Source organism: Aquamicrobium sp. YD-1-mutant5 (assembly GCF_059509755.1).
The window spans coordinates 74,187-100,937 of record NZ_JCAKKP010000007.1; the positions used below are offsets into that span (position 1 = coordinate 74,187).

The 26,751-nt window shown below is 62.7% G+C and carries 23 protein-coding genes; 15 read left to right on the forward strand and 8 right to left on the reverse strand.

The genetic code is table 11. The features are described from left to right. Positions 1-15: 15 nt before the first annotated feature. Positions 16-693 (forward strand): DsbA family oxidoreductase, encoded by a 678-nt coding sequence (locus AC5XE7_RS12310; RefSeq protein WP_495917782.1) that lies wholly within the window; start codon positions 16-18, stop codon positions 691-693. Between the two features lie 33 nt (positions 694-726). On the opposite strand, the gene AC5XE7_RS12315 is transcribed toward AC5XE7_RS12310, so the two are convergent. From AC5XE7_RS12315 to AC5XE7_RS12325, 3 genes are all read right to left on the reverse strand, one after another. Beyond that, positions 727-1,473: a hypothetical protein gene (locus AC5XE7_RS12315; protein WP_495366250.1), complete on the reverse strand. Its 747-nt coding sequence runs from the start codon at positions 1,471-1,473 to the stop codon at positions 727-729. Between the two features lie 90 nt (positions 1,474-1,563). Then, complete coding sequence (gene mfd / locus AC5XE7_RS12320; protein ID WP_495366251.1) at positions 1,564-5,058, reverse strand: transcription-repair coupling factor; 3,495 nt, start codon at positions 5,056-5,058, stop codon at positions 1,564-1,566. A gap of 52 nt (positions 5,059-5,110) precedes the next feature. After that, positions 5,111-5,407 carry an FAD assembly factor SdhE gene (locus AC5XE7_RS12325; RefSeq protein ID WP_495366252.1) on the reverse strand — a complete coding sequence of 99 codons (297 nt, stop codon included), beginning with the start codon at positions 5,405-5,407 and terminating at the stop codon, positions 5,111-5,113. A 91-nt stretch (positions 5,408-5,498) separates the two neighbouring features. Between AC5XE7_RS12325 and recG the strand changes: the two genes are divergently transcribed. Then, positions 5,499-7,607, forward strand: coding sequence for an ATP-dependent DNA helicase RecG (recG, locus tag AC5XE7_RS12330; protein ID WP_495366253.1), 2,109 nt, complete (start codon positions 5,499-5,501; stop codon positions 7,605-7,607). Here the strand turns inward: recG and AC5XE7_RS12335 are convergent. The 4 genes from AC5XE7_RS12335 to AC5XE7_RS12350 form a co-directional block, all read right to left on the reverse strand. After that, positions 7,559-8,305, reverse strand: a complete 747-nt coding sequence (locus AC5XE7_RS12335; RefSeq protein ID WP_495366254.1) for a DUF502 domain-containing protein — start codon at positions 8,303-8,305, stop codon at positions 7,559-7,561. The two genes, recG and AC5XE7_RS12335, sit on opposite strands and share 49 nt — an antisense overlap. 85 nt (positions 8,306-8,390) lie before the next feature. Beyond that, positions 8,391-10,217: a glutamine--fructose-6-phosphate transaminase (isomerizing) gene (gene glmS, locus AC5XE7_RS12340; RefSeq protein WP_495366255.1), complete on the reverse strand. Its 1,827-nt coding sequence runs from the start codon at positions 10,215-10,217 to the stop codon at positions 8,391-8,393. A gap of 109 nt (positions 10,218-10,326) precedes the next feature. After that, entirely contained in the window at positions 10,327-11,679 is a 1,353-nt protein-coding gene (glmU, locus tag AC5XE7_RS12345) for a bifunctional UDP-N-acetylglucosamine diphosphorylase/glucosamine-1-phosphate N-acetyltransferase GlmU (protein WP_495366256.1), read from the reverse strand. A 125-nt stretch (positions 11,680-11,804) separates the two neighbouring features. Next, entirely contained in the window at positions 11,805-12,551 is a 747-nt protein-coding gene (locus tag AC5XE7_RS12350; protein ID WP_183828977.1) for a cytochrome c biogenesis CcdA family protein, read from the reverse strand. 193 nt (positions 12,552-12,744) lie between these two features. Here AC5XE7_RS12350 and AC5XE7_RS12355 point away from each other — a divergent pair, with 193 nt between their 5' ends. Then, positions 12,745-13,140, forward strand: coding sequence for a COG4315 family predicted lipoprotein (locus AC5XE7_RS12355; RefSeq protein WP_495366257.1), 396 nt, complete (start codon positions 12,745-12,747; stop codon positions 13,138-13,140). 139 nt (positions 13,141-13,279) lie between these two features. Here AC5XE7_RS12355 and AC5XE7_RS12360 read toward each other — a convergent pair whose 3' ends face one another. Further along, positions 13,280-13,483 carry a hypothetical protein gene (locus AC5XE7_RS12360; protein ID WP_239798422.1) on the reverse strand — a complete coding sequence of 68 codons (204 nt, stop codon included), beginning with the start codon at positions 13,481-13,483 and terminating at the stop codon, positions 13,280-13,282. 290 nt (positions 13,484-13,773) lie between these two features. On the opposite strand from AC5XE7_RS12360, the gene topA reads away from it, so the two are divergent. From topA to AC5XE7_RS12420, 12 genes are all read left to right on the forward strand, one after another. Then, a complete protein-coding gene (gene topA, locus AC5XE7_RS12365; RefSeq protein WP_495366258.1) occupies positions 13,774-16,404 on the forward strand; it encodes a type I DNA topoisomerase in 2,631 nt (876 codons plus the stop codon). A gap of 4 nt (positions 16,405-16,408) precedes the next feature. Beyond that, on the forward strand, positions 16,409-18,709 hold the full coding sequence (gene rnr / locus AC5XE7_RS12370) for a ribonuclease R (protein ID WP_495366259.1): 2,301 nt from the start codon (positions 16,409-16,411) through the stop codon (positions 18,707-18,709). Position 18,710: 1 nt separating this feature from the next. Continuing rightward, on the forward strand, positions 18,711-19,160 hold the full coding sequence (locus tag AC5XE7_RS12375) for a DUF983 domain-containing protein (RefSeq protein ID WP_183828968.1): 450 nt from the start codon (positions 18,711-18,713) through the stop codon (positions 19,158-19,160). A 91-nt stretch (positions 19,161-19,251) separates the two neighbouring features. Then, entirely contained in the window at positions 19,252-19,992 is a 741-nt protein-coding gene (locus tag AC5XE7_RS12380) for an NUDIX hydrolase (protein ID WP_495366260.1), read from the forward strand. Between the two features lie 82 nt (positions 19,993-20,074). Further along, the gene (locus AC5XE7_RS12385) at positions 20,075-21,259 is read left to right on the forward strand and encodes an MFS transporter (protein ID WP_495366261.1); all 1,185 of its coding nucleotides are present in this window, start codon (positions 20,075-20,077) and stop codon (positions 21,257-21,259) included. Then, positions 21,256-21,867, forward strand: coding sequence for a nucleotidyltransferase domain-containing protein (locus AC5XE7_RS12390; RefSeq protein WP_495366262.1), 612 nt, complete (start codon positions 21,256-21,258; stop codon positions 21,865-21,867). The genes AC5XE7_RS12385 and AC5XE7_RS12390 overlap by 4 nt, the downstream gene beginning before the upstream one ends. A gap of 284 nt (positions 21,868-22,151) precedes the next feature. After that, positions 22,152-22,607, forward strand: a complete 456-nt coding sequence (rpsF, locus tag AC5XE7_RS12395; protein WP_183828957.1) for a 30S ribosomal protein S6 — start codon at positions 22,152-22,154, stop codon at positions 22,605-22,607. A 3-nt stretch (positions 22,608-22,610) separates the two neighbouring features. After that, complete coding sequence (gene rpsR / locus AC5XE7_RS12400; RefSeq protein WP_035025637.1) at positions 22,611-22,859, forward strand: 30S ribosomal protein S18; 249 nt, start codon at positions 22,611-22,613, stop codon at positions 22,857-22,859. Between the two features lie 217 nt (positions 22,860-23,076). Next, positions 23,077-23,661 carry a 50S ribosomal protein L9 gene (gene rplI / locus AC5XE7_RS12405; RefSeq protein ID WP_183828954.1) on the forward strand — a complete coding sequence of 195 codons (585 nt, stop codon included), beginning with the start codon at positions 23,077-23,079 and terminating at the stop codon, positions 23,659-23,661. Between the two features lie 228 nt (positions 23,662-23,889). After that, entirely contained in the window at positions 23,890-25,191 is a 1,302-nt protein-coding gene (locus AC5XE7_RS12410; RefSeq protein WP_495366263.1) for a cyclopropane fatty acid synthase, read from the forward strand. A 91-nt stretch (positions 25,192-25,282) separates the two neighbouring features. Beyond that, the gene (locus AC5XE7_RS12415) at positions 25,283-25,606 is read left to right on the forward strand and encodes a YnfA family protein (protein WP_495366264.1); all 324 of its coding nucleotides are present in this window, start codon (positions 25,283-25,285) and stop codon (positions 25,604-25,606) included. Between the two features lie 2 nt (positions 25,607-25,608). Beyond that, on the forward strand, positions 25,609-26,580 hold the full coding sequence (locus AC5XE7_RS12420; protein ID WP_495366265.1) for a small ribosomal subunit Rsm22 family protein: 972 nt from the start codon (positions 25,609-25,611) through the stop codon (positions 26,578-26,580). Positions 26,581-26,751: the final 171 nt, after the last annotated feature.

A 26,751-nucleotide genomic window follows, 5' to 3' on the forward strand; every position in this document is an offset into this window, starting at 1 on the left:
GAAAAGGAGCAGGCCATGACCCCCACCGCCCCCCTGACCATCGATGTCGTTTCGGACGTCGTATGTCCATGGTGTTTCATCGGCATGAAGCGACTGCAGAAGGCCGTCGCGGCGGCAGGCGTCGAGGTGCAGGTCAACTGGCGGCCTTACCAGCTTGATCCCACGGTTCCGGCCGAAGGTCTTGATCGCAAGGCCTACATGCTGGGCAAATTCGGCAGCGAGGATAAGATCCGCGAGATCCACGGCCGCATCGAACCGCTGGGCCGTGCTGAAGGCATCGCCTTCGATTTCGACGCCATCACCGTCGCTCCCAACACGCTGGATGCGCATCGCCTCATCCGCTGGGCCGGCGCCAGCGGTGCCGCCGTTCAGGGCAGGCTGGTCGCGCTTCTGTTCAGCCTCTATTTCGAGAAGGGCGCGAATATAGGCGACCGGGCTGTTCTGGTCGAAGCGTCGCGCGAGGCCGGCATGGATGCGTCCGTGGTCGAAGCCCTGTTGCCGACGGATACCGGACTGGAGGAAGTTCGCAAGGAGATCGCCACCGCGGCGCAGATGGGCGTTACCGGCGTGCCGTGCTTCCTGCTGGAGAGGCGCTATGCGATCGTGGGCGCTCAGGAAGCAGACACGCTCGCCGACGCCATCCGGCAGGTCTCTGCCGCAAAAGCGCGCGGGGAACTGAACGACGCGGGCTGATCGCGGGAGCTATCGGTTGGCAGCGGCAGACTTTCAGGAGCGGTGACCGGAGCCGGGCGTGTCATCGAGGCTGCCCATGCCACCGCCCATTCCCATCCCGCCGCCGCCCATTCCGCCACCCCCCATTCCGCCACCTCCACCACCACCGGAACGCTGGCCTTGTCCACCTTCGCCCTTGCCGCGCCCGCCAGCGCCCGAGGGGCGGGTCGGGCCCTGCATGGGCAGGGAAAGGTCGGCGGGTATAGGTCCGATATCGAGCGCTTCGCGGATGAAATCGCGCAGCGAGACGACAAGCTCGTGCGTATGCACGGGATGGCCGGCGACCAGTTCGCGGGCTGCCCTCTCGGCCAGCCGCACCTGCTCTTCGGTGCCGAGCAGAATGATGTCGGAGAGTGCCGCCTCCACCGCATCGCGGATGCGCCGGCTGCGGTCCGAACCCTGCTCCGCTCCCGGAACAACGACGCTGACGGTCCGGACCTCTTCCGGGTCCTCATCGTCAGCATCCGGCGGATCGAGGGCAAGCGGGTCCTGCCGGCGCAGATCCCGCATGTGGCGCGGATCGACCGTCAGGTCGCCCGTAAAGGACCCGCCCAGCACCTTGTAGGCAGCGATCAGCGTGCGCAGCCGCTCGTTGATCTGGCGGTTCATGCGTTCACGCCGCTGCTGGATGGTGAACATCATGATGAGCCTGATGCCCATGCTGATGAGCGTGAACAGCGCCAGGCCGACCACGGTGAACAGAACGCTCTGCCAGGAACTGAAATCGAGATTTCGGAACAATCAGGCCTCCGCCCGCAACCGGCCGGCACTGTTGCCTCCGGTATCAGCTTGCAGAGTTAGGGCAATTTTTCCGCCCGATCCAGAGCAACCTCAGGCAGCGGCCAGTTTTGCAAGCTGGGTCATCAGCACCGCCGAACCCGCCAGACGCTTGTCGGCGTTCGGCCAGTCACGGATGAAGACCACGCTCTGGTCGGGCCTGATCTTCGCCAGAATGCCCTGCTCGCCGATGAACTGCACCAGTCCGGCCGGATTGGAAAACTGCTTGTTGCGGAACTGGATGACCACGCCCTTCGGCCCCGCATCCAGCTTCTCGACATTGGCCTTGCGGCACAGCGCCTTGATGAAGACGATCTTGAGCAGGTGCTTCACCTCGTCAGGCAGAGCGCCGAAACGGTCGATGAGTTCGGCCCCGAAGGCGTCGATTTCTTCCGGCGTCTCCAGATCGCCAAGGCGGCGATAAAGCGCCAGACGCAATTGCAGGTCGGGTACATAGCTTTCGGGGATCATCACAGCCGTGCCAACCGCAATCTGCGGCGACCAGCCGGTGTCTGCCGCGACGCTGCCCGAATCCTTCACCTCGGCCACGGCCTCCTCCAGCATCTGCTGGTAAAGCTCGAAGCCGACCTCCTTGATGTGGCCCGACTGCTCCTCGCCCAAAAGGTTGCCGGCACCGCGAATATCGAGGTCATGGCTGGCCAGCTGGAAGCCTGCGCCCAGCGAATCCAGCGATTGCAGCACCTTGAGGCGGCGATCCGCCGTGTCGGTCAGCTTGCGCTTGGCCGGCAGCGTGAACAGCGCATAGGCGCGCACCTTGGAGCGGCCGACCCGGCCGCGAAGCTGATAGAGCTGGGCGAGACCGAACATGTCGGCGCGGTGCACGATCATGGTGTTGGCGGTCGGAATATCGAGACCGGATTCCACGATGGTGGTGGACAACAGCACATCATACTGGCCTTCGTAAAAGGCGTTCATGATGTCGTCGAGACGGCCCGGCGGCATCTGGCCATGCGCCACGGCCACCTTCAGTTCCGGCACTTCCGCCTTCAGGAATTCCTCGATCTCGGAAAGGTCGCTGATGCGCGGCACGACATAGAAACTCTGGCCGCCGCGATAGCGCTCGCGCAGCAGGGTTTCGCGGATGACCAGCGGATCGAAGGGCGAGATAAAGGTGCGCACCGCCATGCGATCAACCGGGGGCGTTGCGATCAGCGACAGTTCGCGCACCCCCGTCAGCGCCAGTTGCAGAGTGCGCGGGATCGGAGTGGCCGACAGCGTCAGCACATGCACATCGCTCTTCAAATCCTTCAGCCGCTCCTTGTGCTTGACGCCGAAATGCTGTTCCTCGTCGACGATCAGCAGGCCGAGATTGCGGAACTTTATCGAAGAGCCCAGCAGCGCATGGGTGCCGACGACGATATCGACGGTGCCGTCCTCCAGCCCCTTCTTCGTTTCCGCCAGCTCCTTCGTGCCGACCAGCCGCGAGGCCTGCCGAACCCGGACCGGAAGGCCGGCGAAGCGCTGCGAGAAGGTCTTGTAATGCTGGCGCGACAGGAGCGTTGTCGGCACAACGACCGCGACCTGAAACCCTTCCATGGCGGCAATGAAGGCGGCCCGCAAAGCCACCTCGGTCTTGCCGAAGCCGACGTCGCCGCAGATCAGACGGTCCATGGGCCGCCCTGCCGACAGATCTTCGGTCACCGCATCGATGGCGCTTTGCTGGTCGTCGGTTTCCTCATAAGGGAAGCGCGCGGCAAACTCGCCATAGATGCCTTCGGCCGGGATCATGGTGGGCGCAGCACGCATCTGACGCTCGGCCGCGATGCGTATGAGGTCGCCCGCCATGTCGAGCAGGCGCTTCTTCAGCCGGGCCTTGCGGGCCTGCCATGCGCCGCCGCCGAGCTTGTCCAGCGTCGCCTCGGCCGAATCCGAGCCATAGCGCGACAGAAGCTCGATGTTCTCCACCGGCAGGAACAGGCGGTCATCGCCGGCATAGTGAATTTCAAGGCAATCATGCGGTGCGCCAACGGCCTGAATGGTCTTCAGGCCGATGAAACGGCCAATGCCGTGATCGGCATGAACGACGATGTCGCCGGCCGACAGCGATGCGGCTTCGGAAATGAAATCGGCGGCGCGTTTGCGTTTCTTCGAGCGGCGCACCAGCCGGTCGCCGAGAATGTCCTGCTCGGCCACGACGACCATGCCGTCGGTCTCGAAGCCGGTTTCAAGTTGCAGAACGGCAAGTGCCGCCTGCCCTTTCTCCAGCTTTTCGGTTTCGGCCAGCGTGGCGGCCCGCCTGAGATTGCCCAGGTGATGCTCGGCCAGAATCTGTCCCAGACGGTCGAGCGAACCTTCCGTCCAGCCTGCAATGACGACACGGCGACCGGCGGCGCGCTCGTCGGCAATATGCTTCACCGCCTCGGTGAAGACATTGGCGTTGGGGTCGGCGCGTTCCTCGGCAAAGCTGCGGCCGGCCTTCGCACCGGCATGGAACACCTTCCTGTCACCCGCCTCGGGTGCGGTGAAAGGCGTGAACTCGATGGCCGTGCGCGTGCCGGTTGCAGCCTTCACCTCGTCCGGCGACAGATAAAGCAGTTGCGGCGCCACCGGCTTGTAGGGCACCGCGTCCTTCAGCGCGCCTTCTGATTGCTGTTTGCGCGATTCGTAGTGGTCGAGGATCAGGACGTGACGCTCCGACAGCGCCTCATGAGCCAGATGGTCGAAGACGACCGGCGCATCCGGCAGATAGTCGAACACGGTATCGAGCTGCTCGTAGAAGAAGGGCAGCCAGTGCTCCATGCCGGCGAAACGACGGCCTTCGCTCACCGCCGCGTAAAGCGCATCATCGCGCGAGGGCGCGCCGAAGGCTTCGATATAGGCGCGGCGGAAGCGGCTGATCGTTTCCGGTGTAAGGGCAACCTCGCTCATCGCCTGCAGGGTCAGCGCGTTGCGCTGGCCGGTGGTGCGCTGGCTGGCGACATCGAAGGCGCGGATCGATTCCAGCGTATCGCCGAAGAAATCGAGACGCAGCGCCTCTTCCGCACCCGGCGCGAACAGGTCGAGGATGCCGCCGCGCACGGCGAACTCGCCCACTTCGCGCACCGTTGCGACACGCTCGAAACCGGACATTTCCAGCCGTCTGGCCAGCTTGTCCATATCGACCTGATTGCCGGGCTTGGCGCTGAAGGTCTGCGCCTCGATCAGTTCGGCCGGCGGCACGCGCTGCAACAAGGCGTTGGCGGTTGTGAGGATGACGGCCCGGTGCGGGTTTTTGCCAAGCGCTGCCATGGCTCCCAGCGCATCCAGCCGTCGTGCGGCGGCATCCGAACCCGGCGAGACGCGGTCATAGGGCAGGCAATCCCATGCCGGCAGTTCCAGAACCGGCAGGCCCGGCTCGGCAAAAGCCAGCGCCTCGATGATGGCCGGCAGGCGCTGGCCGTCGCGGGCAACGAAGATCAGCGGCCGCTCAGGCGCGATTTCACGGGCAGACTGCGCCAGCGCAAATGCCTCATAGCCATCGGCCACGCCATCGATGACGAAGGAACCGATGCCGCTTTTTGGCAGGCCGATTTTCGGAATGAGGCTCATGGCTTGCGACTTTGTCCGGGGGGATGGTTGCGGCGTGCGGAACTCAGATAGTTCAGACGGTCTGGGACGCAACCCTGCCGCGCCATTCAAGAACCCGCCCCAGCAGGGGCAGATCAATACCGGTCGGGATCGGCGTCTGCCCGGTGATCCATGGCAGCAGCTCGGTATCGTTGATTTCCAGCACCCGCTCGAACTGGTCGAGTTCGTCTTCGCTCAGGCGCTCGATTTCCGCATCGGCGAAGCTGCCGAGGATCAGGTCCATCTCACGCATGCCGCGATGCCAGGAACGAAACAGCAGCTTGCGACGGCGGGTATCCAGCCCTTCGCTTGTTCTCGTCGTTCCGGTCATGGCAGCTCCTTTTTCAGGTTGTGGCGCATATAGCGTGGATAGAAGGCGGTGTCAGCCTTGCAACGCGGAGCGGAGTTTCTAATCTGCGCGCATGCGCCCTTCCCTGCTCGATCCACTGTTTGCGCCCATCACGTCGCTGGCCGGCGTCGGCCCCAAGGTGGCGGCGCTGATCGAACGCGTGCTGCCGGTCGATCTGGGTGACCGTGAAGCACGCGCCGCCGATCTGCTGTTCGTGCTGCCGAACTCGGTGATCGACAGGCGCAGCAGGCCGGGCATCGCCAATGCAGCTCCCGGCGCCATCGTGACGCTTGATCTCACCGTCGACGGACACCAGCCGCCGCCGCGCGGCAACCGTTCGGTGCCCTACCGGGTCTATGCCCATGACGACACCAGCGACATCACCCTGACCTTCTTTCACGCCCATGCCGCTTATCTGGAAAAGCAGATGCCGGAAGGCGCGCAGGTGATCGTTTCCGGGCGCATGGAGTGGTTCAACGGCCGCCCCTCCATGGTGCATCCCGATCACATCGCGCTTGCGGAGGATGCCGCCGGCCTGCCGCTGGTCGAGCCGGTCTATCCGCTCACCGCCGGTCTGTCGGGCAAGGTGCTGCGCCGTGCCATCGGGCAGGCGCTGGAGCGCGTGCCGGCAATGCCGGAATGGCAGGACGCCGCGTTCCTGCGCCGCCAGTCCTTCCCCGGCTTCGACGCAGCGCTGGAGCGTATCCACAACCCGGACTCGCCCATAGACGCCGCCCCCGACAGCGCCGCCTGGCGCAGGCTCGCCTATGACGAGTTTCTGGCCGGACAGGTTTCGCTTGCGCTGGTGCGGGCACGGGTCCGCAAGCTCTCGGGCCGCCCCCTCACCGGCGACGGGCGGCTGGTGCAGGCATTGCGGGCCGCCCTGCCCTATGCGCTGACCGGCGCGCAGGAAGCCGCACTTGCCGAAATCCATGCCGATCTGGCAGAGCCTGAGCGCATGCTGCGCCTGCTTCAGGGCGATGTGGGCTCCGGCAAGACGGTGGTGGCACTGCTGGCCATGGCGCGCGCAGTAGAGGCCGGCGGGCAGGCGGCGCTCATGGCGCCGACGGAAATCCTCGCCCGCCAGCATTTCGCCACCATCGCGCCGCTGGCCGAAGGCGTCGGGCTGAAGGTCGCTGTGCTGACCGGCCGCGAAAAGGGCCGCGAGCGCAGGGAGGTGCTTGAGGGACTGGCCGATGGCGGCATCAACATGGTCATCGGCACTCATGCGCTGTTTCAGGAGAGCGTGAGCTTCAACAACCTCGTGCTGGCCGTGGTCGATGAGCAGCACCGTTTCGGGGTGCATCAGCGGCTGGCGATGACGGCTAAGGGCGATGCGCCCGACATGCTGGTGATGACGGCGACGCCCATTCCGCGCACGCTGGTGCTGACCGCCTTCGGCGACATGGACGTCTCGCGCCTCACGGAGAAGCCAGCCGGCCGCCAGCCGATCCGTACCGTTACGCTGCCGCTGGAGCGGCTTTCGGAACTGGTCGGGCGCATCCGCGATGCGGTCGCGGAAGGACAGAAAGTCTACTGGATCTGCCCACTGGTGGAGGAATCGGAAGAGGTGAAGCTGATGTCGGCGGAAGACCGCTTCGCTTCCCTTCAGCCTGTCTTCGGCGACCGTGTCGGCCTTGTCCACGGCCGCATGAAGGGTGCGGAAAAGGACGAGGCGATGCGTGCTTTCAAGGACGGCGAGACGCGGGTTCTGATCGCCACCACGGTGATCGAGGTGGGCGTCGATGTTCCCGACGCCACCATTATCGTCATCGAGCACGCCGAGCGCTTCGGCCTTGCCCAGCTTCACCAGTTGCGCGGGCGCGTGGGGCGCGGATCGAAGCCTTCTTCCTGCGTGCTTCTCTACAAGGACCCGCTGGGGGAAACGGCCAAGCGCCGGCTTTCAGTGATGCGCGAGACCGAGGATGGCTTCCTCATTGCCGAGGAAGACCTGAAACTGCGCGGCGAAGGTGAATTGCTCGGCACCCGCCAGTCGGGCACCCCGGGATTCCGGATCGCGCGCATCGACACCCATGCCGATCTGCTCGAAGCCGCGCGCGACGATGCCCGGCTGATCCTCGCCACAGATCCCGAATTGCAGACCCCGCGCGGCGAAGCTCTCAGGCTTCTGCTTTATGTGTTCGGCAAGGACGAGGCAGTGCGCTTGCTGCGCGCCGGCTGAACCTCTTCCAGCTTCGGATTGGCGATTGTGACGGCTTCCGCCTCGGGGCCGTGCCTGCGCTTCACCTTTGGCGCGACGAGACCGGCCGAAACGATCAGGCGCGCGCCTTCCTCGATGGTCATGTCCAGCATGACGATCTCGGACTTGCGCACATACATCAGGAAGCCGGTGGTCGGGTTGGGCGTGCAGGGCATGAACACGCCGATCAGCGGATCGCCCTCGACATCCAGCTTCTCGTTGATCTCTGTTTCCTTCTCACCGGACAAAAACACCAGCGACCACACGTCCTTGCGCGGATATTCGACCATGCCGACATGCTTGAACATGTCGCCGTGATTGGACAGCACCGTTTCGAAAATCTGCTTCAGCGAGCGATAGATGCCGCGCACCAGCGGCATGCGGCCAAGCAGCCGCTCGCCGAAATTGACGATGGCGCGGCCGACGATGTTGGCGGCAAGAAAGCCGATCAGCGTGATGAGCACCAGCGCCACGATGAGCCCGAAACCGGGCACCGCGAAGGGCAGATAGGTGTCGGGGCTGTAGCGGGTCGGAATATAGGGCTTTACCCATGAATCGACCCAGCCCACGAATGACCATGTCAGATAGGCGGTGATCGCCAGCGGGGCGCAGACGATGAATCCGGTCAGGAAATAGTTCCTGAGCCGTGTCATTGCCGATGTTCTTATAATGTCCGACATGCTCACTCGCTTCGTTGCGCCGCAACATTAAGCGAGTGAAAGCTGCTTTGGAACACCGAACTTGCCGGCCAGCCGATGCAGAATCCTATTCCACCGTCACCGACTTGGCGAGATTGCGCGGCTGGTCGACATCGGTGCCCATGAACACGGCCGTGTAATAGGCCAGCAACTGGATCGGCACCGCATAGACGATCGGCGAGATGATCTCCGGCACATCCGGCAGCACGATGGTCTCCATCGTTTCCACCGTGGCGTTTGCCGCGCCTTTTGCGTCGGTGATGAGGATGATCCTGCCGCCCCGCGCGGCGACCTCCTGCATGTTGGAGACCGTCTTTTCGAAGATACGGTCATGCGGCGCGATCACCACCACCGGCATCTTTTCGTCGATAAGGGCGATGGGGCCGTGCTTGAGTTCGCCGGCCGCGTAGCCCTCGGCATGGATGTAGGAGATTTCCTTGAGCTTCAGCGCTCCTTCCATGGCCAGCGGGAAATTGGTGTCGCGGCCGAGATAGAGCACATGCTTGTAGTGAGACAGTTCGCGCGCCAGTTTCTCGATCTGGTGCTCGACCTTCTGGAGAACCTGATTGGTATAGCGCGGCGTTTCCGAAAGCGCGCGCACCAGCGCCTTTTCTTCCTCGGCCGAGACCTTGCCGCGATCAGCAGCGGCGCGGACGGCCAGCGAAGCCAGCACCGAAAGCTGGCAGGTGAAGGCCTTGGTGGAGGCGACACCGATCTCAGGGCCGGCCAGCGTCGGCAGCACCACGTCCGATTCGCGTGCGATGGTCGATTCCCGCACGTTGACAACGGCGCCGATGCTCATGCCGGCCTTGCGGCAGTAGCGCAGCGAGGCCAGCGTATCGGCGGTTTCGCCCGACTGGGAAATAAAGAGCGCCGCATCGCGCGCCGACAGCGGCATTTCGCGGTAGCGGAACTCCGAGGCGATATCGATATCCACCGGCAGCCGCGCATAGCGCTCGAACCAGTATTTGCCGACGAGACCGGCAAGATAGGCCGTGCCGCAGGCCGAGATGGCAAGCCGGTCGATGGCGTTGAAGTCGAACGGCAGGTCGAGATCCCTGGCGGTGCCGTTGGCGAAATCGAGATAATGCGCCAGCGTGTGCGAGATCACTTCCGGCTGCTCATGGATTTCCTTTTCCATGAAATGGCGGTGATTGCCCTTGTCCACCAGATAGGCAGCGCCCATCGACTGCTGGCGGCGGCGCTCGACCGGCTGGCCGTCGATGTCGAAGATGGACACGCCGCCATGACGCACGACCGCCCAGTCGCCATCCTCCAGATAGGTGATGGAATTGGTGAACGGCGCCAGCGCGATGGCGTCTGACCCAAGGAACATCTCGCCATCGCCATGGCCGACGGCCAGCGGCGGGCCATTGCGGGCGCCGACCACCAGATCCTCATCGTTCCTGAACATGATGGCCAGTGCAAAGGCACCCTGCAGCCGCTTGACGGCAGCATGGGCAGCATCGACGGGCGCGGCACCGCGCTTCAGCTCGCGCGCGACCAGATGCGCCACCACTTCCGTGTCGGTCTGCGAGGTGAACTCGTAGCCATCTGCGGCAAGTTCATCGCGCAGTTCAGCGAAATTCTCGATGATGCCGTTGTGAACCACCGCGACGTCGCCGGAAAAATGGGGATGGGCATTGGTCTCGTTGGGAACGCCATGCGTTGCCCAGCGGGTGTGGCCGATGCCGATGGTTCCGTCCAGCGGCTCATTCTTCAGGCGGTTTTCCAGATTGACGAGCTTGCCCTCGGCGCGGCGACGCGCCAGCGCACCGTGCTCGATGGTGGCAACCCCGGCGGAATCGTAGCCCCGATATTCCAGACGCTTCAGCGCATCCACGATCAGCGGAGCCACCGACGTTTTGCCCACGATTGCAACTATGCCGCACATATATGCTCTGTCCCTGATCCTGATGGCCCCGGCCGCCTTCTAGAGACGCCCGCTGCAGACGGAAAATCAAATTGCGTTGCGCCGCGTAGCAACATGCAGGCGGCGTTTGTTATTTCTTCCTTGCTGCATCGGCCCGGCGCTCGCGCAGTTCGCGCGCCTTGTCCGGCAACGTTTTCTGGCGGGCGCGGCCAAAGGCCAGCGCATCGTCGGGCACGCTTTCGGTGATGACCGAACCGGAAGCCACATAAGCGCCATTGCCGATGGAGATCGGGGCGACCAGCGAGGAGTTGGAGCCGATGAAGGCGCCTTCGCCAATCTCGGTGAGGAATTTCGAATAGCCGTCATAGTTGCAGGTGATGGTTCCGGCACCGATATTGGCGCCCGCGCCGATATGCGCATCGCCTATATAGGTAAGGTGATTCACCTTCGCACCCTTTTCCACGACGGCCTTCTTGACCTCGCAGAAATTGCCGACCTTGGCTTTTTCCTTCAGATCGGTGCCGGCGCGCAGGCGGGCAAACGGGCCGACCTCAGCACCGGAAGCAACCTTCGCGCCCTCCAGATGGCTGAAGGCACGGATGGTGGCCCCCGACGCGACATGGACACCCGGCCCGAACCAGACATTGGGCTCCACCAGCGCATCGGCCTCGATCAGCGTATCATGCGAGAAGAAAACCGTATCCGGCGCGATCAGGGTCACGCCTGCAAGCATGGTTTCGCGGCGACGATGTTTCTGCCAGATGGCTTCTGCTTCCGCCAGTTCAGCACGGTTATTGATGCCGAGCGCGTTTTCAAAGCTCGCTTCGGTGGCAACCACCGGAAGCCCCCGGGCTCCGGCGATCTCCACGATGTCGGTGAGATAGTATTCACCCTTGGAATTGGCGTTGCCGACCCCATCCAGAAGTTCGAGCGCATGGCGGCCGGAAATGGCCATCAGCCCGCTGTTGCAGAAGGTGATGCGGCGCTCATCGTCGCTGGCGTCCTTTTCCTCACGGATGGCGAGCAGCTTGCCCTCGCTTTCGATGAGACGGCCGTAACCGGTCGGATTTTCGGTGCGGAAGCCAAGAACGACGACGGCGGCTCCATCGGCCAGCCGCTGGCGGGCGGTGGCAAGGGCGGTGGCATCGATGAGCGGCGTATCACCAAACATCACCAGCACATCGTCATGGCCGCGCTCTATCGCCTTGCGGGCGGCCAGCACCGCATGGGCGGTGCCGAGACGTTCGGTCTGCTCGAAGATTTCGGCTTCCGGCGCAAAGCTTTCGGCCGCAGAGCGCACCTTCTCGCCGCCGTGCCCAACGACCAGCGCCAGATTCCCGGCACCGGCACTCTGCGCGGCCTTTGCGACATGCGCGACCAGCGGCAGGCCGGCGATTCCGTGAAGCACCTTTGGCAAGGTGCTCTTCATGCGCGTTCCCTCGCCGGCTGCGAGGATGATCGAGAGGCAGGTTCGCTGGTTCATCTGGAACAACCGCATGCTGATTGCAGAAACGAGACTGTGGAACGCTGGTGAAGCGCTGATGCCAATGCATTCGGGTCAAGTATTGGCTACAGAGCGCGACACTTAAAGCATCGCCCCTGCAAATATCAACCCAGCCTGCCCAGAACAGGAAAGGTTTCCAGCAGCCAGAACGCCAACGTCTGCACACCGCCGGTAAGGAAGAAGATGCCCGCGATCACCAGCAGCGCGCCGATGACCTTCTCGACCCGGCCGAGATGCACCCTGAAGCGCCCGAGAAAGCGCATGAATGCGCCCGAGAACATCGCAGCGATGAGGAAGGGGATGCCAAGGCCAAGCGAATAGGCGGCAAGCAGCAAGGCGCCCTCGCCCACGGTGTCGCGTCCCCCGGCAAGGGTGAGGATCGGCCCCAGCACCGGACCGATGCATGGTGTCCATCCGAAGGCGAACGCCAGCCCCATGACATAGGCGGCAATGGCGCTGGCGGGCTTGCCCTGACTCTGGAAGCGCGCCTCGCGCGACAACAGCGGAATGCGGATAAGGCCGAGGAAGTTCAGGCCCATGATGATGATCAGCACGCCGGCGGCCATGGCCAGCGGCTCCTGCCACACCCTGAGCAGGCGGCCGATCGTCGAAGCGCCGGCCCCAAGGGCGACGAAGACGGTTGAAAAGCCCAGCACGAAAGCCAGCGATGCCGCCAGCAACGGTGCACGCGCACCAGCTTTGGCAGCCACGGCCTGATCGCCGCGGAAATCGTCGACCGAAACGCCGGCCATGTAGCACAGATAGGGTGGCACCAGCGGCAGGACACATGGCGAGAGAAAAGACAGCGCACCGGCCCCGACCGCGCTCACATATCCGATGTCCAGTGCCATATCCTGCATTCCCGCGATTTCGCCGCCCTATAGCGGCCGGCTGCCCGCTCCTCCAATCACCATTGCGTGGTTATGTACCGGAAGGCAGGCCGGAACAAAGCAGTTTACCTCCACGTTGGTAAAGACGGGTGCGACCCAATCGCGCATCCGCTTCTATCTCATAGCGAAACTTTTGGCTCAGGGAGGATTTGCCATGACGACGCAGGCATTCGCACGATCATTCGCATTCACGCTGGCCGTTTTGTTTTCCGGAACGGCTGTATCGCTCGCAGCGGAAGCCTGGAAGGAGGCCGAAGCCGGCGGCGCAAAGATATATACGGACGCCAACGGCATGACGCTTTACACCTACGACAAGGATAGCAACGGCGTATCGAACTGCTATGATGCGTGCGCAACCAATTGGCCGCCGCTTCCGACAGCCGCGGATGCACAGCCGCAGGGCGACTGGACCATTGTCGAACGCACCGACGGGTCGCGAATGTGGGCCTATGAAGGCAAGCCTGTCTATACCTTCGCAAGGGACCAGAAGCCCGGCGACACGACCGGCGACGGCGTGAACGACGTCTGGCACATCGTGAAGGCAGACTGAAATCCGGAGGCGCACGACATCGCGCCGGGTGAAGCGACCGAGTGAACAGGACCGACTACGCCAAAGCCCGCACACCCTTCCTGCGGTCGCTTGTGCGATGGGGCTCGTTCACCGTCGCCGGCTGCGTGATGCACGGAGCCTACAGGGCATCCGTGCGTCTGGCCTGATGCACATTTGCAGGACGTTCGCCACGTATAATGTCGCTCGCCTCCAGATACGCCATCTCGATAAGATAAGTCAGCATGTCACAGCGTTCAGCTTCTGCCATGGCGCGAAGTTGACCAAGCATGGATTGCAGATAATCGAGGGTTTCGGTCCGTCGCCTGCTGTACATGTTGGCCATCGAAAATCACACTCCTCCCCGCCGAATGAACCACGCGGTCTCGTTCGGGGGCCCCATGAGTAATCCGGTACCCAGTCCGGGTTGCCAAGATGTTCCAATCTTATGTCACCTATATTAAAAAGTGCAATACAAATTTATAATCACTCATAAGTTGCATAACATTAAAGCTCAGGTTTTTGCCCTGCCCCTTGACCCGGCGCAAAAGCACGGCCATTTGACGGTACCTGAAGATTTTCCCGTCGCGGTCACAGGAAACATTCCCCGCCGCAGACCCAGCATACACGGTAAATATGGACGTCGTCGTCGTCGAGTCGCCCGCAAAGGCGAAGACAATCAACAAATATCTTGGTCGCAACTATAAGGTTCTGGCTTCCTTTGGCCATGTCCGCGACCTTCCCGCCAAGGACGGATCAGTTCGCCCGGACGAGGACTTCGCCATGTCCTGGACAGTGGATGGTGCCTCCGCCAAGCGCCTCGCCGACATCGCCAAGGCGGTCAAGGACGCCGATGGCCTGATCCTCGCAACCGACCCGGATCGCGAGGGCGAAGCCATTTCCTGGCATGTGCTCGATGTTCTGCGGGCGAAGAAGGTGCTGAAGGACAAGCCTGTCAGCCGGGTAGTCTTCAACGCCATCACCAAGCAGTCCGTGCTCGATGCCATGGCCAATCCGCGCCAGATCGACACGCCGCTGGTGGACGCCTATCTGGCACGGCGCGCACTCGACTATCTGGTTGGCTTCACGCTCTCTCCCGTGCTGTGGCGCAAGCTGCCCGGCGCCCGTTCGGCCGGCCGCGTCCAGTCGGTGGCGCTGCGGCTCGTCTGCGACCGCGAAGCCGAGATCGAGCGTTTCGTGCGCGAGGAATACTGGAATATCGCGGCCATTCTCGACACGCCGCGCAAGGACAGTTTCGAGGCACGTCTGACCGCCTTCGACGGCAAGAAGTTGCAGAAGCTCGACATCAAGAACAAGGAACAGGCCGACGGCATCAAGGCGATGCTGGAAGGCGCGCGTTTCAACGCGGTTTCGGTGGAAGCCAAGCCGACAAAGCGCAACCCCGCCCCACCTTTCACCACATCGACGCTGCAGCAGGCGGCGTCCTCGCGCCTCGGCTTTTCCGCCAACCGCACCATGCAGGTCGCACAGCGCCTGTATGAAGGCATGGACATAGGCGGCGAAACGGCCGGTCTCATTACCTATATGAGAACCGACGGCGTGCAGATGGCCCCCGAGGCGATCTCGGCCGCCCGCGCCGCCATCGGCAAGGAATTCGGCGACAGGTACCTGCCGGAGAAGCCGCGCTACTACACAACCAAGGCCAAGAACGCGCAGGAAGCGCACGAGGCGATCCGCCCGACCGACTTCTTCCGCACGCCGGCCTCCGTGCGCCAATATCTGGATGCGGATCAGGCCCGCCTTTACGAACTGGTCTGGAAGCGCGCCATCGCCAGCCAGATGAATCCGGCCGAGATCGAGCGCACCACCGTCGAGATCGAGGCGGTCAACGGAGCGAAGACCGCCGGTCTTCGTGCTGTCGGCTCCGTCATCCGCTTCGACGGCTTCATCGCGGCCTACACAGATCAGAAGGAAGAGGATTCGGAAGACGAGGACAATCGTCGCCTGCCCGAAATCCGCTCCGGCGAGGAGATGGCGCGCGATGCGATCAACGCCACGCAGCACTCGACCGAGCCGCCACCGCGCTATTCGGAAGCCGCGCTCATCAAGAAGCTGGAAGAGCTCGGCATCGGCCGCCCTTCCACCTATGCGGCCACGCTGAAGACGCTGGAAGACCGCGAATATGTCACCATCGACAAGCGCCGGCTGATCCCGCACTCGAAGGGCCGCATCGTCACTGCCTTCCTTGAAAGCTTCTTCGACAAATATGTCGAATACGACTTCACGGCCTCGCTGGAAGAGAAGCTGGACGAGATTTCCGACGGAAAGCTCGAGTGGAAGGATGTTCTGCGCGACTTCTGGAACGACTTTTCGGCCTCGGTCGACGATATCAAGGAACTGCGCGTTTCGGATGTCATCGACGCGCTCAACGACGATCTCGCCCCGTTGCTGTTCCCGGCACGCGAGGACGGATCGGACCCGCGCATCTGCCCGAAATGCGGCACCGGCAACCTGTCGCTGAAACTCGGCAGATATGGCGCATTCGTCGGCTGCTCGAACTATCCCGAATGCGGCTATACGCGCCAGTTCGGTGAAAATGGCGAAGGCGACACTGATGCCGGCGGGATGGAGAACGGCAACAAGGTTTTGGGCACTGATCCCGAGACGCAGGAAGAAGTCACCCTGCGCACCGGCCGTTTCGGTCCCTATGTACAGCGCGGCGACGGCAAGGAAGCCAAGCGCTCCAGCCTCCCAAAGGGTTGGTCGGCTCCGTCGATCGACCTTGAGAAGGCTCTGGCGCTTCTGGCACTGCCGCGCGAGGTCGGCAACCATCCCGAGACCGGAAAGATGATCTCGGCAGGTCTCGGGCGCTATGGGCCTTTCGTCCTGCATGATGGCACCTACGCCAATGTGGAGTCCATCGAGGACGTGTTCACCATCGGCCTCAACCGCGCCGTCACCGTTTTGGCGGAAAAGCAGTCCAAGGGGCGTGGCGCACGCGGCGGTGCCGCGGCGGCAGCGCTCAAGGAACTGGGCGACCATCCCGATGGCGGCGGCAAGATCACGGTTCGCGACGGCCGCTACGGGCCCTATGTGAACTTCGGCAAGATCAATGCCACCCTGCCCAAGGGCAAGGACCCTCAGGCGATCACGCTGGAAGAAGCGCTTGTGCTGATCGCTGAAAAGGAAGCCAAGGGCGGCGGAGCGAAGAAACCGGCCCGCAAGGCGGCGGCACCGAAGAAGCCTGCGGCGGCAGCAAAGAAGACTACGGCGGCCAAAAAAACCGCAGCAAAGAAGAAGGAATAGAAGCTTGGCGCGAGGGATCTCCGGAAGAAACCACGGCGATCCCCGCGCCGGTGACACGCGGCGCGGGACAAAGGACCAGTATCGCCCCTCGCGTGACGAAATCCTTCGCTACATCGCCGAGAACCCCGACCGTTCCGGCAAGCGCGAGATCGCAAAGGCGTTTGCCCTGCGTGGCGACGACCGCGTATGGCTGAAGGATATGCTGCGCGACCTCGAAGACGAAGGGCTTCTGGAAAAGAAGCGCAAGCGGCTGTCGCGCCCCGGCAATCTTCCCACCATCGCCGTTCTCGACATCTTCGCACGCGATGAAGATGGCGGCCTTCTGGCCCGACCGGCCGAGCAGGACGAAAACGGGAATTCTCCCACGGTTGCCATAAAGCCGCCGCGCGGCGGGCCGGCTCCCGGCATCGGCGACCGTGTGCTGGCCAAGACCTTCTCAACCGGCAAGGAGGAAGGCCCGGCCTATACCGCGCGGATCATCAAGATATTCGAGAAGCGCGCGCAGGCCGTGCTCGGCATCTTCCGCACGCTTTCCGATGGTACGTTCCGCATCGAGCCGGTCGAACGGCGCCAGCCGGAACTCATCGTCGACAAGGAATTCCGCAACGGCGCCAACAATGGCGATCTGGTTGAGGTCGAGCCTTCACGCACGCCGCGCTATGGCCTGCCCAAGGCAAAGGTCATCTCCGTTCTGGGCTCGCCGCTGAACGAGAAGGCGGTCTCGATGATCGCCATCCACGCCCATGACATTCCCCATATCTTCCCGGCAGACGTGCTGGCTGAAACGCAGGCGCTGCAGGAGGTGCGGACCGAAGGCCGCGAAGACTGGCGCGCCCTCCCGCTCGTCACCATCGATCCGGCCGATGCAAAGGACCATGACGATGCGGTTTTCGCCGAACCTGACAGCGACGAGAAGAACCCCGGCGGGGTGATCGTCACCGTGGCGATCGCAGATGTGGCGGCCTATGTGACGCCGGGCTCCGCGCTCGACCGCGAGGCCCTGAAGCGCGGCAATTCGGTCTATTTCCCGGATCGGGTCGTGCCCATGCTGCCCGAGCGCATCTCCAACGACCTGTGCTCGCTGCGTGAGGGCGAGGAGCGGCCTGCAATGGCGGTTCGCATGACCTTTTCGGCCGAAGGCCGCAAGATACGCCATTCCTTCCATCGCGTGATGATGAAATCGGCGGCGAAGCTCGCCTATCCGCAGGCTCAGGCGGCCATTGACGGCACGCCGGATGACAAGACCGGGCCGCTGCTCGACACGGTGCTGAAGCCGCTCTGGGAAGCCTATGCGGTGCTGAAGCGAGGTCGCGAACATCGCCAGCCGCTCGAACTCGACCTCCCGGAGCGCAAGATCATCCTCAAGGAAGACGGCACCGTCGACCGCGTGATCGTGCCGGAGCGCCTCGACGCTCACAAGCTGATCGAGGAGTTCATGATCCAGGCCAATGTGTCCGCGGCGGAAACGCTTGAGGGCAAAAAGCAGCCGCTGATCTACCGCACCCATGACGGGCCCTCGCTCGCCAAGCAGGAGGCGCTGCGCGAATTCCTGCAAAGCATCGGACTGTCACTGGCGCGCGGTGCGCAGATGCGCCCCTCCCAGTTCAACGGGCTTCTGGAGCAGGTGCGCGGGACCGACAACGACGCGCTGGTCAACGAAGTCGTGCTGCGCACGCAAAGCCAGGCCATATACACGCAGGACAATATCGGCCATTTCGGCCTCAACCTGAAACGATACGCGCATTTCACCTCTCCGATCCGCCGCTATGCCGATCTGATCGTGCATCGTGCGTTGATCGGCGCGCTTGGGCTTGGACAGGGCGGGCTCACCCGTGACGAGGAGTCGCAGCTTGCCGAGATCGCCGCCCTCATCTCCACCGCAGAGCGGCGGGCCATGGCGGCAGAGCGCGAAACCGTGGATCGCCTGATTGCGGCGCATCTGGCGGAACATATCAACGAGAGTTTTCAGGCCCGCATTTCGGGCGTCACGAAAGCGGGACTTTTTGTCCAGTTGCCGCAATTTGGCGCAGATGGTTTCATCCCGGTGTCGTCCCTGGGAGGGGATTACTATATATACGACGAAACGGCACGATCGCTGTTTGGAGAACGAAGCGGCAAAGGTTATCAGCTCGCGGACAATGTCGAGGTCCGTCTCGTCGATGTAGCGCCAATGGCCGGAGCCATGCGCTTCGAGATGTTGAGCGAACCCAAGCCTCTGTCAGGCTCCACCCGGTCGTATCACAAGGCGAAAGGCCGTATCCGCGCCCTGAAAAACAGATCAGGTTCGCGCGGCAGGAGACGATGACATGACGACAGGCAGCACCGAACAGCAGGTTTTCGGCGGCGACAGCAAGCCGCAACGGCCGACACGGCCGGTTGGCGAAGCGATGAAGCGGGGTTTTCTTGGCCGATGCCCCGCCTGCGGCGAAGGCAAGCTTTTTCGCGCTTATGTGAAATCCGTCGACACATGCTCGGTCTGTGGCGAGGAAATCAGCCATCACCGGGCGGACGACCTGCCGGCCTATCTCGATATCGTGGTGGTCGGCCATATCGTCATCGCCGGCTTCATGGCGGTTGAAATGCGCTATGTGTGGCCGATGTGGGCGCATTTCGCCGTCTGGGCGCCGCTCACCCTGATCCTCGCCCTGTTGTTCCTGCAGCCGATCAAGGGCGCGGTCATCGGGCTGCAATGGGCCTTTTACATGCATGGCTTTGGCGATGAGCCGGACCAGCTTGAGCCGCATCCGGAACATTAGGGCCTTCGGTCCGTCAGGTCCGTCGACTGGTGCAATGGCAAATGCGAAAACGACTCTTTCGCAATGGGCGGCTTTCGGCTAGGTGCGTTGCATGCAGGGCATGAGCAAAGCTGAAGTCGACAAGGTGGAAGGTGCCGAGATGGAAACGAAGGCGCCTCCCCTGCGCCCGCGTGACGCGGCCACCCTTCTTCTTCTCGACCGGCAGGGCGGAGAATTCCGCGTGCTGATGGGCAGGCGCCACTCCAGCCACGTCTTCATGCCGGGGAAATTCGTCTTCCCGGGCGGACGCACTGATCCCAGCGACGGCCGCGTCGTTGTCGCCGACGGGCTGCATCCCGAGGAAGAAGCCAAGCTGACAATTCGCGCAAGCCGCACCACGCCAACGCGCGCACGCGCCATCGCCTTGTCGGCGATCCGCGAGACTTACGAGGAAGCCGGGCTGCTGATCGGCAACAAGGGTTCGTTCTCCACGTCACGCCCGGACTGGCAAGGCTTTGCCGAACACGGTGTCATGCCTTCTCTCACCGGGCTTCGCTTTGTGGCGCGCGCCATCACGCCGCCCGGAAGGGTCCGCCGTTTCGACACGCGCTTTCTGGCAGCCTTTCGCGATGACGTGGCCGTGGAGCTTCCGCAAGGCGGACCGACCAACGAACTGGAAGAGCTTGTCTGGCTTTCGCTCGATGAAGCGCGCGCGGCGGATGTGCCGGCCATCACCCGCACGATTCTGGGAGAGGTGCAGCAAAGGCTGGCCGGCGACCCGCGACTGAGCCCTGGCGGGCCCGTGCCTTTCTACCGAATGCTCAACAATCGCTTCGTGCGCGATCTGCTTTGACCGGGGTGCCTGCGTTGCCGTTTCACTGCTTCCCTATCCTGTCCGGATGCAGCCCGCTGCCTGCATGCAGGATGATCCTGCAATGACCGCACAGGTGGAAACCCGCGACGACGAGCGGGTGCAATGGCTTCCAATGATCGCCGCGATCTCGGCAATCAGCGTTGTCGGCATCGCCATCGGCCTTGGAATGCCGCTTCTGTCGGTCATTCTGGAAACGAGAGGCTATTCGGCCTCGATGATCGGGCTTAACACGGCTATCGCCGGCATCGCCTCCATTGCAGCGGCGCCGCTGGCCACACCGCTTGCCGCCCGATTAGGCGTGGCCTGGACGATGCTCGCCATGATCACCACGGGCGCGCTTGCCTTCACCGGCTTTTATTTCGTGCCCTATTTCTGGATGTGGTTTCCGCTGCGCGCGCTGCTGCACCTTTCGCTCACGGTGCTTTTCATCCTTTCCGAATTCTGGATCAGCACTTCCGCCCCGCCGCACCGGCGTGGTCTGGTGCTGGGCATCTACGCCACCGTGCTTTCCCTCGGCTTCGCCGCCGGCCCGTGGATTTTCTCCAAGCTGGGAAGCACCGGCTTCATGCCGTTCGGAACAACAGTGGCGCTTGTCGCACTCGCCGCCATCCCGATCATTGCCGCGCGCAACGAAAGCCCGCCCATTCACCGCGATGGTGAGACGAAAACCGGTTTCCTGCGCTACATCTGGCTGGTGCCCACGGCCACAGCAGCGGTTCTGGTGTTCGGCGCGGTCGAAACAGGCGGCTTTGCCCTTTTCCCGGTTTACGGAAGCCGGATCGGATATTCCGAGGCCGATGCGGCACTGCTCCTGACCATGATCGGCCTTGGCAACGTGCTTTTGCAGATCCCGATCGGCATGCTCAGCGACAAGGTGTCGGACCGTCGTTACCTGCTTTTGCTGTGCGCCAGCGTCGGCATGGTGGGAACGGCCTTCATGCCGCTGTTCGCGCAGAACTGGCACCTCATGGCCGGGCTGCTCTTCCTGTGGGGTGGCGTTGTCGCCGCGCTCTACACGGTGGGCCTCGCCCACCTCGGCTCGCAGCTTTCAGGCCATGAACTGGCATCCGCCAACGCCGCCTTCGTGCTGTGCTACGGCATCGGCATGGTGCTGGGGCCGCAGGCCATCGGTATCGGCATGGATCTGTTCGGCCCGCCCGGCTTCGGTTGGTCGCTCGCCCTGTTCTTCGGCGCCTATATGGTGCTGTCGATCGGCCGGCTGCTGTTCAGGATCCGTACCGGGTGACCACCCCGGATCTGCCTCCCCACGACGCATGGCAAGCGTGGAAACCGCATGAACTTGCGGAAAAACTCCGAAATGTGAAAGCCCCATGGTGCATAGCCGGGGGATGGGCGCTGGATCTGTGGCATGGCCGGCAGACCCGGGACCATGAAGATATAGAGTTCACGATCATCCGCAGCGATTTGCCGATATTTCGCAAGGCGCTGTTCCCGTTGCAGTTCTGCACCGCGTCGAGCGGAATCGTCGAGCTTCTGCCTGCGCATCGGGAGCCAGGGCCGGACGTGTTCCAGATATGGTGTCTGGACACAGCAGAACACTGCTGGCGCACCGACATGATGCTGGAACCGGGTGACGCTGACATGTGGGTCTGCCGGCGCGATGCGCGCATCAGCCGCCCACGCAGTGAGGTTTTCGCAATCACACCGGATGGCGTGCCCTATCTGAAGCCGTCAATCGTGCTGCTGTTCAAGGCAAAGCACATGCGGGCAAAGGATGAAGCGGACTTTGCGAGAGCCCTGCCCCGGATGAACGCCTCCGAAAAGGAATGGCTGAAGCGATGCCTCGATCTGGTTCATCCCGGGCATCCATGGATCGGGGCTCTGCAGGGCTGACAAGGCTGATTTGACGGCATTTCATGCCTGATAACGAACGGCCGGGGTTGTGTTCGCGCCGTTTTGCTTTATAGACGCGCTCAATCTGCCGGTCCCGATTGGGGGCTGAACGGAGGGCCGCTGGTTCGTGAGAGCCATCGACAGGAAGCCTGAAGCGCTTCTGCCTCCCGTGTCTCCGCTCTCGACCGTCTCGTCCATGCTCCTTTCTTCCCCGTTCCGGGTCAAGAGAAGTTGCAGAGGCTTAGCCGTCGGGAACCGGGAGAGAAACGAAGAAAGGCAAGACTATGGCTCTTTACGAACATGTGTTTCTTGCCCGGCAGGATCTGTCGCAGCAGCAGGTCGATGAGCTCGTTGAACGTTTCAAGGGCATCATCTCCGAAGGCGGCGGCTCGGTTGGCCGGGTTGAGAACTGGGGACTGAAGTCCCTCACCTACCGCATCAACAAGAACCGCAAGGCGTATTACACGCTGATGGATCTCACCTGCCCGCCCGCAGCTCTGAACGAGCTGGAGCGCCAGATGGGCCTGTCGGAAGACATCCTGCGCTTCATGACCATCAAGGTCGAGCAGCACGAGGAAGGCGCCTCCGCCATGATGCAGAAGCGCGAAGAGCGCTCCGAGCGCGGCAATTTCGGTGACCGTCCCCGCTTTGGCGACCGTGACCGTGGTGGTGATCGCGACCGTGGCGGTGATCGTGGCGACCGTGGCCCGCGTCGCCCCCGCGAAGGCGAAGGAGAGTAAACGATGGTCGACATCAACCAGATCCCGACCCGGCGTCCGTTCCATCGCCGCCGCAAGACCTGCCCGTTCTCCGGCGCCAATGCTCCGAAGATCGACTACAAGGACGTGCGTCTGCTGCAGCGCTACATTTCCGAGCGCGGTAAGATCGTGCCTTCGCGCATCACCGCCGTCAGCCAGAAGAAGCAGCGCGAGCTCGCTAAGGCAATCAAGCGCGCCCGCTTCCTCGGCCTGCTGCCTTATCTGGTACGCTAAAAACTTTTGGAGCGGACGGTTCTCCGTCCGCTCCTCTCATTCGTGACGGGCACGTTTGAGACGCATGAAAATCCCGGGTTGGGTCCGTTTCGGTCCCTAACTGCCTTGGACAGGCAGGACAGCGAACAAGGTGCCGAGGCACCACCGGCTTTCCCTGACTGTCCCTGATTCAATCGGCCGTTCCCCGGCCCTGATCACACGTCTGAAAGGACAGCACATGGACGTCATTCTCCTCGAACGCATCGCGCGCCTCGGCCAGATGGGCGACACCGTCAAGGTCAAGGACGGTTTCGCACGCAACTTCCTTCTGCCGAAGGGCAAGGCCCTGCGCGCCAACGAAGCCAACAAGAAGAAGTTCGAAGCCCAGCGCGTCACGCTGGAAGCCCGCAACCTCGAGCGCAAGACCGAAGCCGAGGCCGTTGCCGAGAAGCTCGACGGCACCACCTTCATCGTCGTGCGCTCCGCCGGTGAAACGGGCCAGCTCTACGGTTCGGTTTCGACCCGCGACATCGCCGACTTCCTCGCTGACGAAGGCTTCAACGTCGCCCGCAACCAGGTCGAGCTCAACCATCCGATCAAGACCATCGGTCTGACCAACATCGCCATCGCGCTGCACCCGGAAGTCGAGGTCACGATCACGCTCAACATCGCTCGTTCGACCGACGAAGCCGAGCGTCAGTCCCGCGGCGAGCTGCTGACAACTGCCGAAGCCATCTATGGCGACGACATCAACGAAAATGCCCGTCCGGACAACTTCTTCGACCCGAACGAAGAGTTCGAAGAGGGCGAGGAAGAAGCGTAAGCTTCGCCTTCCAGCTCAATCTGGACCAAGAACCCGGGCTCTGCCCGGGTTTTTTTGTGCCACATTGGAACTTTTCAAACCGGAATCATTTCTGCAAGATTGCATATCAGTGCTGTCTTGGACCGTTCCATCGTTCCAGTGTAGCGATGAAGCTGTCCAACTCTTTGGCAAAGAGCGATCTCCCGCGCCAGTTTCCGGCCGCAGGATTCGCGCAGGAAGAGGCTGGCGATGAATATTCTTCTGCAACGCATAATCGACAAGATCGTCCACACCGGGACTCTGACCGTGACCGGACCCAACGGCGCAACCCGGACCTTCGGCGACGGAACCGGCCCCAAGACCCATGTGGTCATCCACACCAGACGGGCAGAACGCGCTATCGCGCTGCATCCGTCACTCGCCATTCCGGAAGCCTTCATGGAGCAGGAACTCGATTTCGTCGAAGGCGACGTGCTGAGCTTCCTGCATCTGGTCTACCAGAACATGGGCATCTCCTGGACCGATTCGAACTGGGGCAAGCTGCTCAACACCGCGCGTCTCGCCTTCCGGCCCTTGCAGCAATTCAACACGCACCGCCGCTCCAGGAAGAATGTCGAACATCACTACGATCTTTCAGGCGAGCTCTACAAACTCTTCCTCGACGACGACATGCAGTATTCCTGCGCCTATTTCGAGCGGCCGGACATGTCTCTCGAAGAGGCACAACTCGCCAAGAAGCGGCACATCGCGGCCAAGCTGCGCATAAAGCCCGGCCAGACGGTGCTCGACATCGGTTGCGGCTGGGGAGGCCTCAGCCTCTATATCGCCAAAGCCTTCGAAACGGATGTGCTTGGCGTCACGCTGTCCCATGAGCAGCATCAGGTGGCCACGGAGCGGGCGCAGGCGGAGGGGCTCGACCAGCATGTGCATTTCGAAATCCGCGACTATCGCGATCTGTCCGAACGGTTCGACCGCATCGTCTCGGTCGGCATGTTCGAGCATGTCGGCATCACCCAGTACCAGACATTCTTCGACAAATGCGCCACATTGCTGAAGCCGGACGGCGTGATGCTGCTGCACACGATCGGGCGCACGGCCCCGCCGACAACGACGAATGCCTTCATCCGCAAGCACATTTTCCCCGGAGGCTACATTCCCGCTCTGTCCGAGATCATGCCCGCGATCGAAAAGTCCGGACTGGCGATCACCGATGTTGAGATCCTGCGCCTGCACTATGCCGAGACACTCAAGCACTGGCGCGAGCGTTTCCTCGCCAATCGCGACAAGGTGAAGGACATCTACGACGAGCGCTTCTGCCGCATGTGGGAGTTTTATCTTTCGGGCTCGGAAGCCTCGTTCCGCTGGCAGGATCTGGTCAATTTCCAGATCCAGCTCACCCGCAGGAACGATGCCCTGCCGATCACTCGCGATTACATGTCCAAGTGCGAAAAGGCGCTGGAAATGCACGAAAAGGCGCATAGCCCGGATGCACCAGCAAAGAAGCCGGCAGCAAAGCCAACGGCAAAACGCCGCGTTTCCGGCGGAAAATAACCCGGCCCCCTGCGCAGTCATCCTTTAGCGGGGTTGTAAAATGGAGGAATTGCGATGAATAGGGGCTGACACCCATCATCGGAATTCCTCCATGATCTATGTGATCTACGCCGCCGCCGCCCTTGCCGAGATCGCCGGCTGCTTCGCTTTCTGGGCGTGGTGGAAGCTTGGCAAATCCGCGCTCTGGCTGGTTCCGGGAATCCTCTCCCTTGCCCTGTTTGCGTGGCTGCTCGCGCAGGTGGAAAGCGAAGCGGCAGGGCGCACCTATGCGGCCTACGGCGGTATCTACATCGCGGCTTCGCTCGGCTGGCTGTGGTTCGCGGAAGGGCTGCGGCCAGACAAATGGGATGTCGCGGGCGCACTCATCTGCCTTGCGGGAGCCTCGCTGATCCTGCTTGCGCCCCGCGGAGCCTGAGCGTGCAACTGCCTTCGCAACTCAGAGCTGCCGTCGATGCGCTTCTTGAAGACACGCCAATCGATGTGCTGAAACAGGCGGCGCGCCGGCTTTCCGAGCGCTACCGTGCGGAACTGCGTGACGGTCGCCTGCATATGTCGGAAGATCTCGCGGTGAAAGCCTATCTGGCGACCCGCCTGCCAGCCACCTATGCCGCCGTGTGGGCCAGCCTCGATGCCGTAGCAGAGGCCCGTCCCGACTGGTCCCCCGCCTCGTTGCTCGACATCGGTTCCGGCCCCGGAACGGCGCTGTGGGCAGCAGCCGATACATGGCCTGAGCTGAACCACGCGACGCTTCTTGAGGCCAGCGACCCGGCACGACGAATCGGCCAGAATCTCGCCGGCCACCTGCCCTTTCAAAGCGAATGGAAAAGCGGTGACGCGACCCGGAACCTCAGCGATCTTGCGCCTGCCGATCTTGTAACCTGCGTCTATGTTCTGGACGAACTCGAACCGGTTGCCCGCGTGTCTCTGGTCGACCAGCTCTGGAGGCTCGCAGCCGATACGCTGCTGATCGTCGAGCCCGGCACTCCGGCCGGATGGCAGCGCATCCTCGCCTGCCGCGCGCGGCTGATCGAGGCCGGCGCACATGTTCTGGCCCCCTGCGTCCATGCCGCTCCGTGCCCGCTCACCTCGCCCGACTGGTGCCATTTTTCACGCCGCGTCGCGCGTTCGCGCATTCACCGCCTCGCCAAGGATGCGGAGGTTCCGTGGGAAGACGAGAAATTCGCCTATATTGCCGTTTCCCGTCACAGGCCCGATGATGAATCACAGAGGATGCGCGTTCTTGCGCCGCAGAGGGCAGGCTCCGGAAAGGTCGAGCTGAAGCTGTGCTGCCCGGACGGCATTGCCGCGACAAGGCTGTTCACCAAACGCAACGGCGAGACTTTCAAAAGAGCGAAGCGCGCCGACTGGGGCGATGCCCTTACCGACTGAGCGGCATGTTCTTGATACGTTCGGCGGCGGCTGTTAAAATTTCCATCTCGTTCCCGAGTCAACCTGATTCTGCCGGAAATCCGCCTTTCGCCGGCCTCCCCTGTGGATGGCGCGTGCAGGCTGTGGATCACGGGCGTAGCGGACAGATTGTCGGGAAGAGATGGACTCAGG

What these genes read in the sequence shown, in the direction of transcription:
- AC5XE7_RS12355 (WP_495366257.1), top strand. Translation starts at nt 12,745, where the DNA reads ATGACGACGCAGGCATTCGCACGATCATTCGCATTCACGCTGGCCGTT.
- AC5XE7_RS12375 (WP_183828968.1), top strand. Translation starts at nt 18,711, where the DNA reads ATGACGACAGGCAGCACCGAACAGCAGGTTTTCGGCGGCGACAGCAAG.
- recG (WP_495366253.1), top strand. Translation starts at nt 5,499, where the DNA reads ATGCGCCCTTCCCTGCTCGATCCACTGTTTGCGCCCATCACGTCGCTG.
- rpsF (WP_183828957.1), top strand. Translation starts at nt 22,152, where the DNA reads ATGGCTCTTTACGAACATGTGTTTCTTGCCCGGCAGGATCTGTCGCAG.
- AC5XE7_RS12310 (WP_495917782.1), top strand. Translation starts at nt 16, where the DNA reads ATGACCCCCACCGCCCCCCTGACCATCGATGTCGTTTCGGACGTCGTA.
- AC5XE7_RS12350 (WP_183828977.1), bottom strand. Translation starts at nt 12,551, where the DNA reads ATGGCACTGGACATCGGATATGTGAGCGCGGTCGGGGCCGGTGCGCTG.
- AC5XE7_RS12385 (WP_495366261.1), top strand. Translation starts at nt 20,075, where the DNA reads ATGACCGCACAGGTGGAAACCCGCGACGACGAGCGGGTGCAATGGCTT.
- AC5XE7_RS12410 (WP_495366263.1), top strand. Translation starts at nt 23,890, where the DNA reads ATGAATATTCTTCTGCAACGCATAATCGACAAGATCGTCCACACCGGG.
- AC5XE7_RS12415 (WP_495366264.1), top strand. Translation starts at nt 25,283, where the DNA reads ATGATCTATGTGATCTACGCCGCCGCCGCCCTTGCCGAGATCGCCGGC.
- mfd (WP_495366251.1), bottom strand. Translation starts at nt 5,058, where the DNA reads ATGAGCCTCATTCCGAAAATCGGCCTGCCAAAAAGCGGCATCGGTTCC.
- rpsR (WP_035025637.1), top strand. Translation starts at nt 22,611, where the DNA reads ATGGTCGACATCAACCAGATCCCGACCCGGCGTCCGTTCCATCGCCGC.
- topA (WP_495366258.1), top strand. Translation starts at nt 13,774, where the DNA reads ATGGACGTCGTCGTCGTCGAGTCGCCCGCAAAGGCGAAGACAATCAAC.
- AC5XE7_RS12335 (WP_495366254.1), bottom strand. Translation starts at nt 8,305, where the DNA reads ATGTCGGACATTATAAGAACATCGGCAATGACACGGCTCAGGAACTAT.
- AC5XE7_RS12325 (WP_495366252.1), bottom strand. Translation starts at nt 5,407, where the DNA reads ATGACCGGAACGACGAGAACAAGCGAAGGGCTGGATACCCGCCGTCGC.
- rplI (WP_183828954.1), top strand. Translation starts at nt 23,077, where the DNA reads ATGGACGTCATTCTCCTCGAACGCATCGCGCGCCTCGGCCAGATGGGC.
- AC5XE7_RS12360 (WP_239798422.1), bottom strand. Translation starts at nt 13,483, where the DNA reads ATGGCCAACATGTACAGCAGGCGACGGACCGAAACCCTCGATTATCTG.
- AC5XE7_RS12380 (WP_495366260.1), top strand. Translation starts at nt 19,252, where the DNA reads ATGCAGGGCATGAGCAAAGCTGAAGTCGACAAGGTGGAAGGTGCCGAG.
- glmU (WP_495366256.1), bottom strand. Translation starts at nt 11,679, where the DNA reads ATGAACCAGCGAACCTGCCTCTCGATCATCCTCGCAGCCGGCGAGGGA.
- glmS (WP_495366255.1), bottom strand. Translation starts at nt 10,217, where the DNA reads ATGTGCGGCATAGTTGCAATCGTGGGCAAAACGTCGGTGGCTCCGCTG.